Here is a 16,818-nt window from a genome sequence, read left to right on the forward strand (position 1 = left end):
GGTCGTGGCCTTCGCCACAACCGTGAAGGCGGCTCCCGGCTTCTCCGTCGTGCTCTCGGCCATCGGGACAAGGCATGCCGATCAAGGATCGCTTCGGCGTCTCCAGCGAGCCAATCGACTTGATCAGACAGGCCTGCCGTGCCGTCACTCTCCTTCTGGTTCCCCCCGCGTTTTCTTGCTGTTGCTAAATTGCGGCTATGTCGCCACACTCAAATCCAAGCAGGAATCACGGCCGGGTGCACGGGGTTGATGCATGAGGGCCGACAGAGGGGATCACTCATGCGATACGCCAGGTTGAAATACGCCACAGCCTTGTTCGCCATGTTCGCGACGACGGCGCAGGCGCAGGATTCGAATGCGGATCTCGCCAAGAAGCTTTCAAACCCCATCGCCTCGCTGATCAGTGTTCCCTTCCAGTTCAACTACGACAGCGGCTACGGGCCTGATGACGGCAACAAGTCGACGCTCAACATCCAGCCGGTCATTCCGTTCTCGCTGAACGCCGACTGGAACGTCATTTCGCGAACCATTCTGCCGGTAACCTCGCAGAACGACATTGCAGGTCCGAGCGGCTCGCAGTTCGGCCTCGGTGACACGCTGCAGAGCCTCTTCTTCTCGCCCGCAAAACCCACGGAAAGCGGGATCATCTGGGGCGTCGGCCCGGCATTTCTTATCCCGACCGCGACCGACGATCTGCTCGGCGGCGAAAAATGGGGCGCCGGCCCGACCGTCGTCGTGCTCAAGCAGGAAAGAGAATGGACCTACGGCGTACTTGCCAACCACATCTGGTCTTTTGCCGGCAGCGACGAGCGCAACGACATCAGCTCCACCTTCCTGCAGCCGTTCCTGTCCTACACGACGCACGATGCCTGGACTTTCACGCTCAACACCGAATCCACCTATGACTGGAAGGCGGAAGAGTGGAGCGTCCCGATCAACTTCAACATCTCCAAGCTGATCACCATCGACAAGCAGCCGATCAGCCTTGGCGCCGGCGTGCGCTATTGGGCGGCAGCACCCGACAATGGCCCGGAGGGCCTCGGCGTCCGGCTGACGATGACATTCCTTTTCCCGAAGTAACGCCCAGGATCGGGCGCTCCGCAGTGCCGCGCCTGTCATCGGCATGCCTGCCCGCGCGTGAACTCACAACAGTTTGGGCGGCAGCAGATACAGCGTCATGGCGAAGATCAGATAGACCATCAGCATCAGCACGCCCACAAACCACGCGGCGCGACCGCTGTTGGTGACGATGATGGCGGTCATGGTGGCCACCAACACCATGATCACTGCACCCGGCCAGAACTGCAGGTCCATCGGCGTCGGGCCGATGACGTAACTCAGGAGCACAAGCACCGGAGCAACGAAAAGCGCAATCTGGGCCGCACTGCCGAGCGCAATGCCGACGCTCAGGTCCAGCCGGTTCTTGCGCGCACCGGAAAATGCCGAAGTCATTTCTGCCGCCGCGCCGACGAGTGCGACCACGATAAAGCCCACGAAGGCGGGCGTCATTCCGAACGTCTCTGCCGCCTGCTGAACCGATTCCACGAACACCTCGCTGACCAGAGCGACCATGATCGTCACGGCGGCAAGCGTCGCAAGTGCTACACTCAACGGCCAGGGAGCCTCATCCGAGGCGGAGGCGTGCTCGGCGCTGCCGAAGAATTCGCGATGGCTCTTCAAAGAGAAGAACAGCCCCAACCCGTAGGCGATGATCAGAACGATCGCCAGACCGAAGCTCAGATCCTGCATGAAATCCGGCGCCGCAGCGACACTATCGGCATCGGCCATTGCCGAGGGTACGATCAGTGCGATTGTTGCCAGGAAAAGAAGGCTCGTCTGCAGGCGGGCGCTGACGCGGTTGTAATCCTGAACGTGGTATTTCAGTCCGCCGAGCAGGAATGACGCCCCCAGCATGAAGAGCGTGTTGCAGACAATGGCGCCAGCCAGCGAAGCTTTCACCAGCGTGTATTGACCAAGCCGCAATGCGGCGAGTGCGATGATGAGTTCGGTCAGATTGCCGAGCGTCGCGTTCAGCAGACTGCCGACCGTGTCGCCCGTTCTCGCAGCGACGGCTTCGGTGGCGTGGCTGAGCAAGGTTGCCAATGGAATGATCGCCAGGACCGAGAGCAGAAACAGCAGCGTATGTGCATCAGGCACTGCGCTATGCGCCACCAGCACCAGCGGCGCCAAGACCAGCAGCCAGAGAAGCGGAGTGTGCCGAATTTCGTGCCAAAGCTGGCTCATGATACCCTCCGGAAAGCATTGACGTTTCCTGACCGCACCGCTGAAGGCGACCATGAACGAGGTTCAGTCCGGCGGCTTTCGGTCGTTGTGTTCATCGGCGGTCGCCTGCAGCGCCTGGACACTGACCGCTGCAACGAGGCCGGTGAGCACAATCCCGGAAAAGCCGACCACCATGGACAGCACCCGCGAAGACGTATGGCTCGGCGTCAGATCGCCGTAACCGATGGTGAGACCGGTGACAAAGGTGAAATACAGGGCGTCGATCACCCGCCACTCCTCTATTCGCCCGATCACCAGGCCGCCGCCAACCATGATGCAAAGAATGGCGGACAGGATTGGCCAGACAACGCCAAGCTGGCGATAGAACGCAATGAAGAAGATCCGTCTCGTGTGCTTAGACCCCATCGGACCCACTCGAAAAAGAAACCCCTGACACCCCCATGATGACCGCCTGAACGCTTGTTCGGGATGTCGCCGATAACCGGACTGCTCCTGCAGTCCAGGCTGCAATTTAGGGTGATCTAATGTGGATGAATGTCAACTCTGTAACGGTAACGATGGAGGGAACCTGAATTCTCTCAGGCTGCCTCACACTGGGGCATCGTGTGCTCAACCGACGATGGAAGCCTAGGTTGCCGCAACATACTTGCGCAAATTCTAAAAAAGACGAAACTGCGCCCCGCGCCGCAAAGGTGCACAGAATGCCAGGACAGCAATCGGGGTTCTTGCGGCACGGCTTATCCGGCCGGGCTGCGCCTATTCCCGCCTATCTCGTTCGCAGTCACATCCAAACAACAGATGAGGACACTGATCATGATAGACCAAGCTGATCGACCACATTCATTGACAAGCCGCCGGTTGGGCCTCGAAGCCCGAACCAAGTTCCTCGCAACAGTCGCTGCGGCGCTTACGTTGGTCGCCGTCCCCTGGGGATCGGCGGCAGCCCAGACAACGCAATCTGCCAAACCCAACATTCTCATGATTGTTTCCGATGATACGGGCTTCGGCGACCTCGGGCCGTATGGCGGCGGCGAGGGCCGCGGAATGCCGACCCCCAACATCGACAGGTTGGCAGACAATGGAATGACGTTCTTTGACTTCTACGCCCAGCCGAGTTGTACGCCCGGCCGTGCAGCGATGATCACGGGGCGAATTCCCAATCGCAGCGGCATGACGACCGTCGCGTTTCAGGGCCAGGGCGGTGGCCTGCCTGCAGCCGAATGGACCCTTGCGTCCGTTCTCAAGCTTGGCGGCTACGATACCTACTTCACTGGCAAGTGGCACCTTGGGGAGGCTGACTACGCGCTGCCGAACGCCCAGGGCTTCGACGTGATGAGATATTGCGGGCTCTACCACCTGAACGCCTACACCTACGCCGATCCGACCTGGTTCCCGGACATGGACCCGAAGTTGCGGGCGATGTTCCAGCGGGTAACAAAAGGCGCCCTGTCAGGCAAAACGGGTGAAAAGGCAGTCGAGGAGTTCAAGATCAACGGCCAGTACGTCGACACCCCAACGATCAATGGCGCACCCGGCGTTGTCGGTATTCCGTTCTTCGACAGCTACGTCGAGAAGGCCGCAGTCGGCTTCCTTGACGACGCATCCAAGTCCGGCAAGCCCTTCTTTATCAGCGTCAACTTCATGAAGGTGCATCAGCCGAACATGCCGGCACCGGAGTTCGAGCATAAGTCGATGTCGAAATCGAAGTATGCCGACAGCATCGTGGAACTGGACACCCGCATTGGCCGCATCATGGATAAACTCCATGAAACCGGCTTGGACAGAAATACCCTGGTGTTTTACACCACCGATAATGGCGCCTGGCAGGATGTGTATCCTGACGCCGGCTACACGCCATTCCGCGGCACCAAGGGCACCGTCCGCGAAGGCGGCAATCGCGTTCCCGCTATCGCTGTGTGGCCAGGCAAGATCAAGCCCAACAGCAAGAACCACGATATCGTCGGCGGGCTCGATCTGATGGCAACCTTCGCCGCCGTCGCGGGCGTCGCCCTGCCCGACAAGGACCGCGAGGGCCAACCGATCATCTTCGACAGCTATGACATGTCGCCCATCCTGCTGGGTACGGGCAAGTCGGAACGCACCTCCTGGTTCTACTTCACTGAGAACGAGCTCTCGCCCGGCGCTGCCCGCGTCGGCAACTACAAGGCCGTGTTCAACCTGCGCGGCGATGATGGTCAAGAGACGGGTGGGCTGGCGGTCGATTCGAACCTTGGCTGGAAAGGTGCATCCAAATATGTCGCAACCGTCCCGCAGGTCTTCGATCTCTGGCAGGATCCGCAGGAGCGCTACGACATCTTCATGAACAACTATACCGAGCGCACCTGGACGATGGTCACCATCAGCGACGCGATCAAGCAGCTGATGCAGACCTATGTGAAGTATCCGCCGCGCAAGCTGCAGAGCGAAACCTACACCGGTCCGCTCGAGATCTCGAAGTACCAACAGTTCCAGTGGCTACGCGAAGAGTTGTCAAAGGACGGTTTCAAGATCTCGCTGCCAACAGGCAACTAAGGCATGTCGCGTAAAAGTGTTCCGCGGTTTTGCGACAACGACACGCGTGAAAACAAGACCTTGAAGCGCGCCAACCGAATCTGAACGATCGCGACGCGCTCTCGTCACATCTCCCGATGTGGCCTGAAGAAGAACGAAAGCGGGTCTTTGTGTGGGCGACCAGACGACACCCCGCACCAAGCGACAAAGCCGCCGAGGACGGCGGCTTTTTACCGCAAGGCTGAATTTCTGATCACAATTCCAAACCCGAACGTTGCCAGGGGCGCGATCACCCGCCAGAAATTCACGCCGCCTCGGAAGCACTCTCGATGCGCTGCCAGCTGTCGTCGAGCTGGTTGCGAAACCAGGTCATCTGCCGCTTGGCATATTGCCGGGTTGCCGCCGAGCCGGTCTCGATCACCTCTGCCTCGTCGATCTCGCCGCGCAACAGCGCGGCAATCTGGCTGACGCCGATCGCCTTCATAACCGGCATGGCCTGGTCGAGATTGAGCGCCATGAGCGCACGCACCTCGTCGACCGCCCCACCTGCCAGCATCAAGCCGAAGCGGCGGTTGATACGATCGTGCAGCACCTGGCGATCCGGCAGCACCACCAGCTTGCGCGCCCGTTGCGGATCGATGATCTCAGGGCCTTTTTTCTGCTGGTAGACACGGATCGACTGGCCGGTCGCCTCCATCACTTCGAGCGCGCGCACGATGCGCTGGCCGTCACCGGGCTTCAGCGCGTCCGCCGTTCGCGGATCGCGCGCGGCAAGCTCGGCATGCAGCCCTTCCGGCCCCTCCTGCCTCAGCCGCTCACGCAACTGCTCGCGGATCGAGGCGGGAATTTCCGGCATATCGGCAAGCCCGCCGGTCAGCGCCTTGAAATAGAGCCCGGTGCCGCCGACGAAGACGGGCAACCGGCCGTCCTTGCGCAGTGCAGCGACGAGCGCCTCCGCCTCGCGCAACCAGGCGCCGCTCGAATAGGCTTCACCGGCCGGCACATGGCCGTAAAGACAGTGCTCGACGCCGCCCATGTCGGCTTCGTCGGGACGCGCGGTCAGCACCCGCAAGGTGTCGTAGACCTGCATGCTGTCGGCGTTGATCACCACGCCGCCGTGGCGGCGCGCCAATTCGACCGCAAGCGCGGACTTGCCGCTGGCGGTCGGCCCGGTTATCAGGATCGCGTCCGTATCGGTTTCAAGGTTATTGTCCATGGCTCTCGTTGCCACGCTTATCGCCAATCCGTCAAATCCTGTTCTGACGCCAGCGCTCGCGGAAGCCGCCGCTGACGCCGTCAAGGCATCCGGTCTCTACTGGCTTGCCGACGGCATCGCCTGCGACCTCGCGCTTAGGGACGGCACAGACCCCTTCGCCGCCGAGGCGGCGCTGCGCGGCGTGCTCAACGGCGTGGCCATCGACGTCGCCGTCCAGGACGCCGACACAAGGCGCAAGAAGCTTTTGATCGCCGACATGGATTCGACCATGATCGGCCAGGAATGCATCGACGAGCTTGCCGCCGAAGTGGGGCTCAAGGACAAGGTCGCCGCCATCACTGCCCGCGCCATGAACGGCGAGATCGCCTTCGAGCCGGCTTTGATCGAGCGCGTCGCGCTTTTGAAGGGCCTGCCGTCCAGCGTCGTCGGCGATGTCATCGCCAGGCGCATCACGTTGACGCCTGGAGGCCCCGAGCTGATCGCCACCATGAAGGCCAAAGGCTATTACACCGCGCTCGTTTCCGGCGGCTTCACCGTCTTTACCGGCCCGGTCGCCGACATGCTTGGCTTCCAGGAAAACCGTGCCAACACGCTGATCGAAAAGGACGGCACGCTGACCGGTGAGGTCGCCGAGCCGATCCTCGGCAAGCAGGCCAAGGTCGATGCGCTGCTCGACATATCAGGCCGCCTCGGCATTTCGACCGACGAGGCGCTTGCCGTCGGCGACGGCGCCAACGATCTCGGCATGCTGCAGCTTGCCGGCACCGGCGTTGCGCTGCATGCAAAGCCCGTGGTTGCCGAACAGGCGAAGGTGCGCATCGACCATGGTGACCTCACAGCCCTCCTCTATCTGCAGGGCTATCGCAAGACCGATTTCGTCCAATGATCGTTTCTGAGACCCAGCGGCTGCGAATCCGCGCCTGGAAGGAGACCGACCGCGATCTCTTTTTCGAGATCAACAACGATCCCAAGGTGATGGAATTCTTCCCCCATCGCCGCAGCCGCGAGGAGTCCGACGCACTGTTCGACCGCGTCGGTCGCGGCATCACAGAGACCGGCCTCGGCTTCTTCGCAGTGGCACTGAAAGACGACGATCGGCCGATCGGCTTCTGCGGTCTGGCTTACACCGACCTCGCCCCCTACCTGCCGAAAGGCACGGTCGAGATCGGCTGGCGGCTTGCCGTCCCCTTCTGGGGCAAGGGCTATATCACCGAGGCCGCGTTCGACCTTCTGCGCTTCGGCTTCGAGGAGAAGGGCCTGCGCGAGATCGTCTCGTTCGCCATTCCCGAAAACACCCGCTCGACGGCAGTGATGGTCCGCCTCGGCATGCACCGCGACCCCACCCGCGACTTCAACCACCCACGCATCCCCGCCGACAAACCACAACTCGTTCGTCACGTGCTCTATGCGATGACACGGGCGGACTGGCAGGCGCAGCGGGCAAGGACGTGATCGCGCCCGCCGCGCCCGTAGTGGCGGCTTGCGGCTGTTCGCGAGCCGGTCAGTCGCGCACGATATGGCCCCTCATCCGCCGCCCATGTTCGAAGCTTCAGTTCCCGCACCCTGCCCCGGGATACGCCCGCTCGACCCAGGTCACAAACGACTGCGCCGCCTCCGACAGCGCATCGAACCGCCGCGCCACTAGAAAAAAGGCGCCATAGGGCACCGAGATATCGAACGGTTGCAGCAGTCGTCCGGTCTTGAGTTCGTCACGCACATGATCGCGGTCGATCAGCCCGACGCCGTTGCCGCGCAGCGCCGCCTGCAGGACCATGGCGCCATCGGCAAAGATCGCGCCGCGCTCGATGCCAACCGGCCCTGCCCCGGCAGCGGCGAACCATTGCTGCCATGCCTCACGGTTGTCCTCGTGCAGGAGCGCATGCTGGAGGAAATCGGCAGGCGTCGACAACAGCCGGCCCGACCGCGAAAGCTCCGGCGCAATCACCGGGATCATCTCCACCTGAGCAAGTCTTCGCGCCTCGACGCGCGGCCAGGACGAGAGGTTCAAGCTGTGGCGGATGGCGATATCGGCGTCGCCGCTGCGAAACCCCACCAGCCGGGGATCGGCGTCGATCACCAGGTCGATCTCTGGATGCTCGCGCTGGAACTCTGCCAGATGCGGCACAAGCCAGCAGCCGGCAAAGGATGGCTCGGCGCTGACCTTCAATATCTGGCTTGCCTTGCGCCCCGAAAGCGCCTCCAGACTGTCTCCCACCATGTCGAAAGCCGCTGTCAGCACCGACAGCAGCGACCGCCCCTCCGCGGTCAGGCGGACGCTGCGATGCCGCCGTTCGAACAGCGGCCGACCGACGAGGTCCTCCAGTTCACGGATCTGCCGGCTGATCGCCGCCTGCGAGACGAACAGCTCGCCCGCAGCCAGGGTGAAGCTTTCGAGCCGGCCCGCCGCCTCGAAACTCCGCAACGCTGTCAGGGGCAGCCGGCCGCGCTTCATGCATAACCTCAAGTCATCTGAAGACGACTGTAAACTCGTTTGAGCCCTGGCGGCAAGTGCGTTGAAATGAGGAAACAGAAAGGAGGATCCGGCCATGTCTGCCATCCTCGAGACCCTGATCGACGCGCTGCGTCTGATGACCTTTCAACCGCCAAGGCGCCACATACACCACACCCGGACGGGAGAGATGGAGGATGCTGGCGTGCGCTGTTACGCAGAATGATGGTCGCCACCGTCGGCGATCATTTCCGCCGAAAGCGGAGTAGCGGGTTTGGCTCATCACCACGGTTTTTGGCAGAATCGCTTCGCACCGTTCACGGACACTCGCAAAAGCAATGGCGCACGCCGAGGCTACGCAGCGCCGTCGACACTCAAAAGGCGTCGAGGCGCGCTCCAATTCGTGTAGTGACCTGCCGTGCGATCGCTCTCAATCGATGGCATTCGACGTCACCGGCCGCCTTGAATCAAAATTTCAGAAATCCGAATCGGACTATGAGGGAGCGGCGCGACAGACCTGAAAGGATTCAGGAAAATGCCATCGCGCCGCGCCGTGCTATTCCATGCGCACGGTAACGAAGCGCAGCTCGCCCGTTTTGTTGGCGAGCATCAGCAGCGCGTTGCGCCGACCGTCGGACTTCAGCTCCTCGACACGGTCGGAGACGTCATCCGGCGTATCCATCGCCTCCTGACCGACCTCGACGATCACGTCACCCGGCTCGACCCGGCGCTCGGCTGCGGCCGACCCTGCCTGCACCTCGGCGATCACGACGCCTTCGACATCGTCGGCAATGCCGAACTTCTTGCGGCTTTCGGCATTGAGCGTGGTCAGCTTCATGCCAAGCACCGTGTCCGAGGCGGGCATCTCGGCGGCTGGCGGCTGGTCGGTCTTCTTTTCGTCAACGCCTTCGTCGCTTGTGGTTGCCGAGGCATTGGCGACGTCCTCGCCATCCTCCAGCCGGCCGAGCGTGACCTTGACGGTCTGTTCCTTGCCGTCGCGGATGATCGCGACGTCCACGGCCTTGCCGACGCCGCTCTCGGCGACTGCCCGCTGCAGGTCGCGCATCTCCGAGACATCCTTGCCGTCGAACTTGATGATGACGTCGCCGGCCTTGATCTCACCCTTGGTGATCGGCCCGCCCTCGATGATACCCGAGACCAGCGCGCCGCGCGGCGCGGCCAACTTCAGGCTTTCGGCGATATCGTCCGTCACCGGCTGGATGCGCACGCCAAGCCAGCCGCGCCGCGTCTCGCCGAAATCCTTCAGCTGCAGCACCACATTGGCGGCAAGCTCTGTCGGCACCGAGAAGCCGATGCCGATCGAGCCGCCCGTCGGCGAAATGATCGCGGTGTTGATGCCGATTACCTCGCCCTGCATGTTGAACAGCGGGCCGCCGGAATTGCCGCGGTTGATGGCGGCGTCCGTCTGGATGAAATTGTCGTAGGGGCCGGCATTGATGTTACGACCGCGTGCCGAGATGATGCCGACGGATACCGAGCCGCCGAAGCCGAACGGATTGCCGATCGCCATGACCCAGTCGCCAATCCGCATCTTGCGGGAATCGCCGAAAGGTACCGCCTTCAGCGGCGCTTTCGGCTCGACCTTGAGCACCGCGAGATCCGTCTTGGTATCCTTGCCGACGAGTTTGGCCTTCAGCTTGCTGCCATTGGCGAAGATCACTTCGATATCGTCGGCACCCTCGATCACGTGATTGTTGGTGACGATCACGCCGGCGGGATCGATGACGAAGCCGGAGCCGAGCGAATTGACGGTACGCTGGCGGTTGCCGCCCTTGTCTGCCTGCCCCTTGAAGAACTCGTCGAAGAAGTCCTGGTAGGGCGAGCCCTCCGGCACCTGCGGCGTCGGCGCATCGTCGTCATTCTTGACGCGCTGCGACGTCGAGATGTTCACGACCGCATCAAGCAGGCCGGCGGCAAGGTCGGCGACGGATGCGGGGCCATTGCTCGGCGGGCGAACGGCAGCCGTCTGCCCCATCGCCACGTTGGACAGAAGCAGCGAGGCGACCAGCGCCAGGGCGCCGAAGGATTTCGATCGAGTGGACAATTCGCGGAGCTCCTCACATTGTCTCGGCGGTGCGATACCTCAAAGGATAGCGCGTCATGCGATACTCTGCAGCCCCATGCGCCAAAAGAGGCGCAAGGAGCGCTGCAGCGACCTTGATTTCCAGCATACCCCAATCCTTCGACCGACCCGGTCGCAGGCGGTATGCAGATGGTGACAGCGACGCGATCCGGGGATCCCGTTCCGCCCGATCTTCCTGTGAAGATACGGCGGAATTCAGAAGCGTCCAGACACGATTTTCTGATCCGCCCGAAAGAGCGGATACGGACCGACGATCAGATGGTGATCTCGTGCCCATGTTCTTTCAGCGCCTGCACCGCCTTGTCGAGATCGGAACCGGGCACGAAGATGTAGTCGGTGCTGAAGGTCGAATTGGCAAAGACGCCGATGCCTGCGGCCGAAAGCGGCCTGAGCACGGAAGAAAGCACGCCCGGCACGTCAACGCTGAAATGCTGTTCGATGCGGAAGCAGCGCCAGCCGAGCGAACTCTGGGTGCTGGAAGGAACGCGCGCGGCGCGGCAGACGAGGGTCATTTCCTCTCGCGAGCTAGACACGGTCCAGAAACCCGGCCCCGGCAGCCATTCCGGCATCTGGGAACCGACATTGAGACGGGTGATCGCATATTCGGCGTCGACCAGCCGGATCAGCAGTTTATGTGGCATTTCGCATTATCCTCGAAGCAACCAGACAAGTCCGACACCGGCGGCAACGGAAAATACCCCGGCCAGTCGAAGCTGATGCTCCGGGACATACGGCAAACGCTTCGCCAATTCCACTAAAACCAAAGGGGCCAGTGCGTACACCAGCCCCTCGATGATCAGGAAGAAAGCGATCCCGGTCAGAAAGTCGGACATAGTCCGCTTAGTTCCCGGTCGCCGGTTGCGTCGTTGTCGCAGCCGGCGGGTTGCCTTCCGAGTCATTGAAATAACGGAAGAACTCCGAATGCGGCGACAGCACGAGCGTCGTGTCCGAGCTGCCGATCGACTCCGTATAGGCGGTCATCGAACGGTAGAATTCGAAGAACTTCGGATCGCGTGCAAATGCGTCGGCAAAGGTCTTCGTCCGTGCGGCTTCGCCTTCACCGCGCAGGATTTCCGATTCGCGCTGGGCGTCGGCGACAATCTCGACGACCTGACGGTCGGCGATGGCGCGGCGACGCTGGCCGGCTTCGTTACCCCGGGCGCGGATCAGTTCGGCTTCCGCCAGACGCTCGGCCTTCATGCGGTCGAAGGTCTGCTGCGAGACTTCCTGCGTCAGGTCCGTGCGACGGATGCGAACGTCCTCGATCCTGAGGCCGAGCGTTTCGGCATCGGCCTGGAGGTCGGCACGAACTTCGCGCATCATCGATGCACGCTCGTCGGACAGCGCGGCCTCGAAGCCGCGCAGACCGTAGACGCGACGCAGCGATGCGTCGAGACGGGTGCGCAGACGCGCCTCGGCCGAGTCACGGTCGCCCGAAACGGTTTCGCGGAAGCGGCGGGGGTCGGCGATCTTGTAGACGACGAAGGCGTCGACTTCATAGAACTTGCCGCCCGAGACCTGGACGCGGATGTTGTCGAGATCGAAGCGCAGGGCCTGGTCCTCGACATACTGGACGCGATCGGCATCCATGAAGGCGAACGGCAGCTTGAAGTAGAGGCCCGGCTCGGTCTTGACGTCCTGGATCTGACCGAAGCGGACGACGACCGCCTGCTGGCGCTCGTTGACCACGAAGACCGACGAGTAGAGACCGACGAAGACGACCGCGAGCAGGATCAGGATGATTGAAGTACGATTGTTGATCACTGTGCGGCTCCCGTCTGTGCCGGCCGACCGATTTCATTCAGCGGCAGATAGGGCACGACGCCCTGCCCGTTCTTCTCGTCGATGATGACCTTCTTCGACTTGCCGAGCACGCCCTGCATCGTTTCGAGATAGAGACGCTTGCGGGTCACGTCGGGCGCCTTGGAATATTCGTCATAGACCGAGATGAAGCGCTGGGCTTCACCGTCCGCTTCCTTGACGATGCGATCCTTGTAGGCGGCTGCCTCTTCGCGGATCTGCGCGCCCTGACCGCGGGCCTTGCCGAGGATCTGGTTGGCATACTGGTTGGCTTCTTCGACGAAGCGATCTTCGTCCTGCTCGGCGCGCTGCACTTCGTCGAACGCGTCGGCGACTTCGCGCGGCGGAGCCGCATCCTCGATCGCCACGGTATTGACCGAGATGCCGGCACCGTAGCTGTCCATCGTCGCCTGGATCGTGCTCTTCACGTCGGCGGCGATCGCCTGACGGTTATCGCGGAAAATGTCCTGGGCCGGACGACGGCCGACCACTTCGCGCATGGCGCTTTCGGCAACCTGCTGCAGCGTGTCGGAGGGATTTTCGACGTTGAAGAGATAGGCCTTCGGATCGGTGACGGAATACAGCACCGAGAACTGAACGTTGACGATGTTCTGGTCGCCGGTCAGCATCAGGCCGGCATTCGACTGACCGCTGTTGCGACCGCCGATGTTCTGCTGCTGCTCGGTAATCTTGACGAACTCGACGGTTTCGAGCGGCCAGAAATGATAGTGCAGGCCCGGCATCGAGATCTCGTCCTTCGGCTTGCCGAAGCGCATTTCGACGCCCCGTTCATCCGGCTGGACGGTGTAGATCGAGTTGATCAGGATGAAGCCGACGATCAGCAGGCCGACGATGGCAAAGACGCCGCCGTTGAAACCACCGGGAACGACGTTCTTCAGCTGATCCTGGCCACGGCGAATGATCTCTTCCAGATCCGGCGGGCCGCCTTTGCCGCCGCCGCCACGCGGGCGGTTCGGCCCCTGGCCCCATGGCCCCTGATTGCCTCCGCCGCCGCCGCCACCCCAAGGGCCGCCGCCGCCATTCTGATTGCTCCAGGGCATCAAAACCTCTCTTTTGAATACTGCTCACGATGAACTGCCGCGCGAATGCACGGACGTCCACGATGTGAACCCGTTATAGGTATGACATGCATCGCTTTCAACGCGATAGGCCAGAGTTCACCGTAAATGGTTCAAAATAGTTGACGAATAAACCATTCCAGCGTCGCGCGTCGCATCTGCCGCACCAAGCGCTGTGACACCTCGAACGTGCACCGGCACCTTCGCCGTCGGCCGGCGCCGATCAATGATCCCAGATCAACCTACGCTACGCCGGCGCCAGGTCACGAAATGCATGGCATGGCTGTCCTTCTCGCTCTGCGGCAGATCCTCTTCGAACACCTTGTCGAAGACGGCGGGATCGATTTCGGGAAAGCGCGCATCGCCTTCGACTTCGGCCGGAACCTCGGTGATATGAAGGGTATCCGCCGCACCGATCGCCTGGCGATAGATCTCGCCGCCGCCGACGACGCAGACCTCGTCCGCACCGGTTGCCTCAGCTTCTCGCCGCGCCGCGGCGAGCGCTTCTTCCAGCGAATGCACGACGATCGCGCCCTCGGCGGAGTAATCAGCGCTGCGGCTGATGACGATGTTCGCCCGGCCCGGCAGCGGACGCCCGATCGAGGCCCAGGTCTTGCGCCCCATGATCACGGGCTTGCCGATCGTCAGCGCCTTGAAGCGCTTGAGGTCGGTCGGAAGCCGCCAGGGCAGATCACCCTCGCGGCCGATCACGCCGTTGGCGGCAACCGCTGCAATGAGGGAGACTTTCGGTTCGTTGGTGCTGGAATCAGTCATGGAACCCATTCGGTTTGCTGTCGATTTCACTTGCCCTGACAAGGGCCGGGCGGTCCGTCACCACCCTTATGTAGCGGTCGACGACCTCGCTCTCGGGCAGGATCTTGCGCATCCATTGCAGCGCACTGGCCAAAAGCAGATCGGCGGCACTCATCGTCGCGCCGAGCAGATAGGCCTGCCGGCTGAGCACGTCGATCACATGCCCGCACATTTCGCTGTAGAGCCGCGCCTGCGCCGGATTGTTGATCGTCGCCCCGGTGATGTGCGCCAGCGCCGTCGGCTCGATCACGCCGGCATAATAGGCAAGCCAGGAGAGATAGGCGCCGCGCTCGGGATGGCCCGGCGCCCGGCCGAGACTGCATTCGGGGTGAAGGTCGGTCAGGTACTGCACCACGGCGGACGATTCCCAGATCAGCGCGCCCCTGTGCAAAAGCGCCGGCACCTGTTTGTGCGGGTGCGGATTGTCATCGTCGGGCGCGCCCGAGCCATCCCAGCGCCGGATCGAGACATAACGGATCTCGTATTCCGCACCGATCTCCTCGAGCAGCCAGACGATGCGCGAGGAGCGCGACTGCGGTGCGTGGATGAGCGTCAGCATCGAAACCTCCCGACAGCGCCGCGTCGAACAGAACACGCAAAGGCCGCTGCAACGCCTGAATTACGCCAGAGGCGGAAGACCCTCCCAGCCTGCCGCCGTCACGCGAATGCCCGTATAGATCCCCCTGCCCGCGCCCCGCGCGGCGGCGACATGTCAGACGGCGATCGGCGCCTTGATGGTTGAATCGGCTTCGTAGCCGACAAGGGTAAAGTCTTCAAAACGGAACGAAAACAGATCCTTGACATCAGGATTGATCTGCATGCTCGGCAATGTCTTCGGCGTGCGGGCAAGCTGCAGCCGCGCCTGGTCGAAATGGTTGTGGTAGATGTGCGCATCGCCAAAGGTATGCACGAAATCGCCCGGCTTCAGCCCGGTCACCTGCGCCACCATCATCGTCAGAAGGGCGTAGGAGGCGATGTTGAATGGCACGCCGAGAAAGATGTCGGCTGAGCGCTGGTAGAGCTGGCAGGAAAGCTTGCCGTCGGCGACGTAGAACTGGAACAGGCAATGGCACGGTGGCAGCGCCATCTCGTCGACCAGCGCCGGGTTCCAGGCCGAAACGATGTGCCGGCGCGAATTCGGATTGGTCTTCAGGCTTTCGACGAGCCCCGCGATCTGGTCGATGTGGCGTCCGTCCGGCGCCGGCCAGGAACGCCACTGGTAGCCGTAGACAGGGCCGAGATCGCCGTTTTCGTCCGCCCACTCGTCCCAGATGCTGACGCCGTTGTCCTTGAGGTAGGCGATGTTGGTCTCGCCCTTCAGGAACCAGAGCAGTTCGTGGATGATCGAGCGCAGGTGCAGCTTCTTGGTTGTCAGTACCGGGAAGCCTTCCGACAGGTCGAAACGCATCTGGTAGCCGAAGACCGAGCGCGTGCCCGTCCCCGTCCGGTCGCCCCGGTCGGTTCCGCTGGTCATCACATGGTCGAGGAAGTCGAGATATTGCTGCATGGTCTGGCGCCGCCGATTCGTGTTGTCCCAAATTTAGGGTGAAGCCGGCGGCAAACCAATGTCTCGTGGGTATTTATCCCGCAAATTTAGCCGTTCAAACCGGGATCTTGAGGAAAGCTTGCGCGTTTCCGCCGGCATCCCGACTCCGGGTATCTGTCACGTTGATCAATTCGGCCCGATCCAGCCCGAGTTTGCCGCGACCTAAAGCGTCTGCAGCTTGCCGAGGTTCTTGGCCACCAGATAGTAGAAGGTCACGCGGGACTTGGAGCGGTCCTCAGACATCGCCTTCGCCGTGGCCGAGATGGCCGCATCCGCGTCCGCGCCGACGACGCCGAGCTTCTTCTCGCACCACTTTTCCCGGACGCGATCGAGTTCCTTGGGGTCGGTGGCCGACACGAGCGAGGAATCCTTGTTGCGCAGCGCAATGCCGAGATGGCGCACGATCTTGTTCACGACAGCCTCGTCGGCGCCGCCGTCATACTTCTGCACATCTGCGAGATAGCCGGTCATGATGCCTCCACATTGGATTACCCGAAAAACGGCAGCCTGTCCCGCATGCCCGGGCGGCCCGCCTGCAGCAGCCGGAGTTTTTCATGGCTGCCGATCAAGTCAAGCGTTTTGGAAAAGCAGCGATTTATCCGCACCCTCCCCTTTTCTTGGGCGCTGGAAAGACCTATATGACAGATGCCGTCTTAGGGCGGCTATGGCAATAAACGGGCGGTGAAATAAACCCATTGGACCCGGGGGCGGTACCCGGCGCCTCCACCAAAAACCGGTCGACACGTCGATGACCGGCTTTTGATGGGGGCGAAATAGGATCGACAAGGGCGTAAAGATCGACTTTTTGCTCGGCATTGTACCACCGTTATCGGGCTAAACTTATAGTTGCAAACGACAACTATGCTGAAGCACGTCTCGCTGCCTAACGGCGGTGCGACACTTCAAATCAAGTCCTTCCGGGTAGCACCGTAAGGCGGGGTCCGAAGGCACCTGGCAACAGAAGCCTTCACCTTCTCCCCCGCTTCGAAATGGTCTATAGATGCTTGGATAATTGACTCGTCATATTCTGACGGGCAATGGAAAGCCGACAGTAGA

General features: G+C 61.9%; 17 protein-coding genes and 1 other RNA gene. 5 read left to right on the forward strand and 13 right to left on the reverse strand.

The window, feature by feature from the left end; genetic code table 11:
- Positions 1-279 precede the first annotated feature (279 nt).
- Complete coding sequence (locus HT585_RS09855; protein WP_210270369.1) at positions 280-1,080, forward strand: transporter; 801 nt, start codon at positions 280-282, stop codon at positions 1,078-1,080.
- A 63-nt stretch (positions 1,081-1,143) separates the two neighbouring features.
- Here the strand turns inward: HT585_RS09855 and cax are convergent, their stop codons facing one another.
- Both cax and HT585_RS09865 read right to left on the reverse strand, forming a co-directional pair.
- On the reverse strand, positions 1,144-2,244 hold the full coding sequence (gene cax, locus HT585_RS09860) for a calcium/proton exchanger (RefSeq protein WP_176352732.1): 1,101 nt from the start codon (positions 2,242-2,244) through the stop codon (positions 1,144-1,146).
- Positions 2,245-2,307: 63 nt separating this feature from the next.
- The gene (locus HT585_RS09865) at positions 2,308-2,649 is read right to left on the reverse strand and encodes a potassium channel family protein (RefSeq protein WP_176352733.1); all 342 of its coding nucleotides are present in this window, start codon (positions 2,647-2,649) and stop codon (positions 2,308-2,310) included.
- Between the two features lie 573 nt (positions 2,650-3,222).
- Here HT585_RS09865 and HT585_RS09870 point away from each other — a divergent pair.
- Complete coding sequence (locus tag HT585_RS09870) at positions 3,223-4,776, forward strand: arylsulfatase (RefSeq protein ID WP_246707657.1); 1,554 nt, start codon at positions 3,223-3,225, stop codon at positions 4,774-4,776.
- Positions 4,777-5,059: 283 nt separating this feature from the next.
- Here the strand turns inward: HT585_RS09870 and miaA are convergent, their stop codons facing one another.
- Positions 5,060-5,971: a tRNA (adenosine(37)-N6)-dimethylallyltransferase MiaA gene (gene miaA / locus HT585_RS09875; RefSeq protein ID WP_176352735.1), complete on the reverse strand. Its 912-nt coding sequence runs from the start codon at positions 5,969-5,971 to the stop codon at positions 5,060-5,062.
- Between miaA and serB the strand changes: the two genes are divergently transcribed.
- Complete coding sequence (gene serB, locus HT585_RS09880; RefSeq protein ID WP_176352736.1) at positions 5,970-6,857, forward strand: phosphoserine phosphatase SerB; 888 nt, start codon at positions 5,970-5,972, stop codon at positions 6,855-6,857. The genes miaA and serB overlap by 2 nt on opposite strands.
- A complete protein-coding gene (locus tag HT585_RS09885) occupies positions 6,854-7,423 on the forward strand; it encodes a GNAT family N-acetyltransferase (protein ID WP_176352737.1) in 570 nt (189 codons plus the stop codon). Before serB ends, HT585_RS09885 begins: the two co-directional genes overlap by 4 nt.
- 97 nt (positions 7,424-7,520) lie before the next feature.
- On the opposite strand, the gene HT585_RS09890 is transcribed toward HT585_RS09885, so the two are convergent.
- The 10 genes from HT585_RS09890 to HT585_RS09935 all read right to left on the reverse strand — a co-directional run bounded on the left by HT585_RS09890 (position 7,521) and on the right by HT585_RS09935 (position 16,233).
- On the reverse strand, positions 7,521-8,423 hold the full coding sequence (locus HT585_RS09890; RefSeq protein ID WP_176352738.1) for a LysR substrate-binding domain-containing protein: 903 nt from the start codon (positions 8,421-8,423) through the stop codon (positions 7,521-7,523).
- Between the two features lie 553 nt (positions 8,424-8,976).
- Entirely contained in the window at positions 8,977-10,485 is a 1,509-nt protein-coding gene (locus tag HT585_RS09895) for a DegQ family serine endoprotease (RefSeq protein ID WP_425513730.1), read from the reverse strand.
- Between the two features lie 293 nt (positions 10,486-10,778).
- Positions 10,779-11,165, reverse strand: a complete 387-nt coding sequence (locus HT585_RS09900; RefSeq protein WP_025427669.1) for an ACT domain-containing protein — start codon at positions 11,163-11,165, stop codon at positions 10,779-10,781.
- 6 nt (positions 11,166-11,171) lie between these two features.
- Positions 11,172-11,357, reverse strand: coding sequence for a DUF2065 domain-containing protein (locus tag HT585_RS09905; RefSeq protein ID WP_025427670.1), 186 nt, complete (start codon positions 11,355-11,357; stop codon positions 11,172-11,174).
- 7 nt (positions 11,358-11,364) lie between these two features.
- A complete protein-coding gene (gene hflC, locus HT585_RS09910) occupies positions 11,365-12,288 on the reverse strand; it encodes a protease modulator HflC (protein WP_173420556.1) in 924 nt (307 codons plus the stop codon).
- Positions 12,285-13,385 (reverse strand): FtsH protease activity modulator HflK, encoded by a 1,101-nt coding sequence (gene hflK / locus HT585_RS09915; protein ID WP_176352739.1) that lies wholly within the window; start codon positions 13,383-13,385, stop codon positions 12,285-12,287. Before hflK ends, hflC begins: the two co-directional genes overlap by 4 nt.
- 255 nt (positions 13,386-13,640) lie before the next feature.
- Complete coding sequence (locus tag HT585_RS09920) at positions 13,641-14,177, reverse strand: dihydrofolate reductase (protein WP_176352740.1); 537 nt, start codon at positions 14,175-14,177, stop codon at positions 13,641-13,643.
- Entirely contained in the window at positions 14,170-14,775 is a 606-nt protein-coding gene (locus tag HT585_RS09925; RefSeq protein ID WP_176352741.1) for a glutathione S-transferase, read from the reverse strand. The genes HT585_RS09920 and HT585_RS09925 overlap by 8 nt, the downstream gene beginning before the upstream one ends.
- A 153-nt stretch (positions 14,776-14,928) precedes the next feature.
- Complete coding sequence (locus HT585_RS09930) at positions 14,929-15,723, reverse strand: thymidylate synthase (protein ID WP_176352742.1); 795 nt, start codon at positions 15,721-15,723, stop codon at positions 14,929-14,931.
- Positions 15,724-15,924: 201 nt separating this feature from the next.
- The gene (locus HT585_RS09935) at positions 15,925-16,233 is read right to left on the reverse strand and encodes a DUF2853 family protein (protein ID WP_176352743.1); all 309 of its coding nucleotides are present in this window, start codon (positions 16,231-16,233) and stop codon (positions 15,925-15,927) included.
- Between the two features lie 137 nt (positions 16,234-16,370).
- On the opposite strand from HT585_RS09935, the gene ssrA reads away from it, so the two are divergent.
- Positions 16,371-16,734: a transfer-messenger RNA gene (gene ssrA, locus HT585_RS09940) on the forward strand.
- The last annotated feature ends 84 nt before the right edge of the window (positions 16,735-16,818 follow it).

The sequence above is a fragment of the Ensifer oleiphilus genome (assembly GCF_013371465.1).
Taxonomy (GTDB): Bacteria; Pseudomonadota; Alphaproteobacteria; order Rhizobiales; family Rhizobiaceae; genus Ensifer; species Ensifer oleiphilus.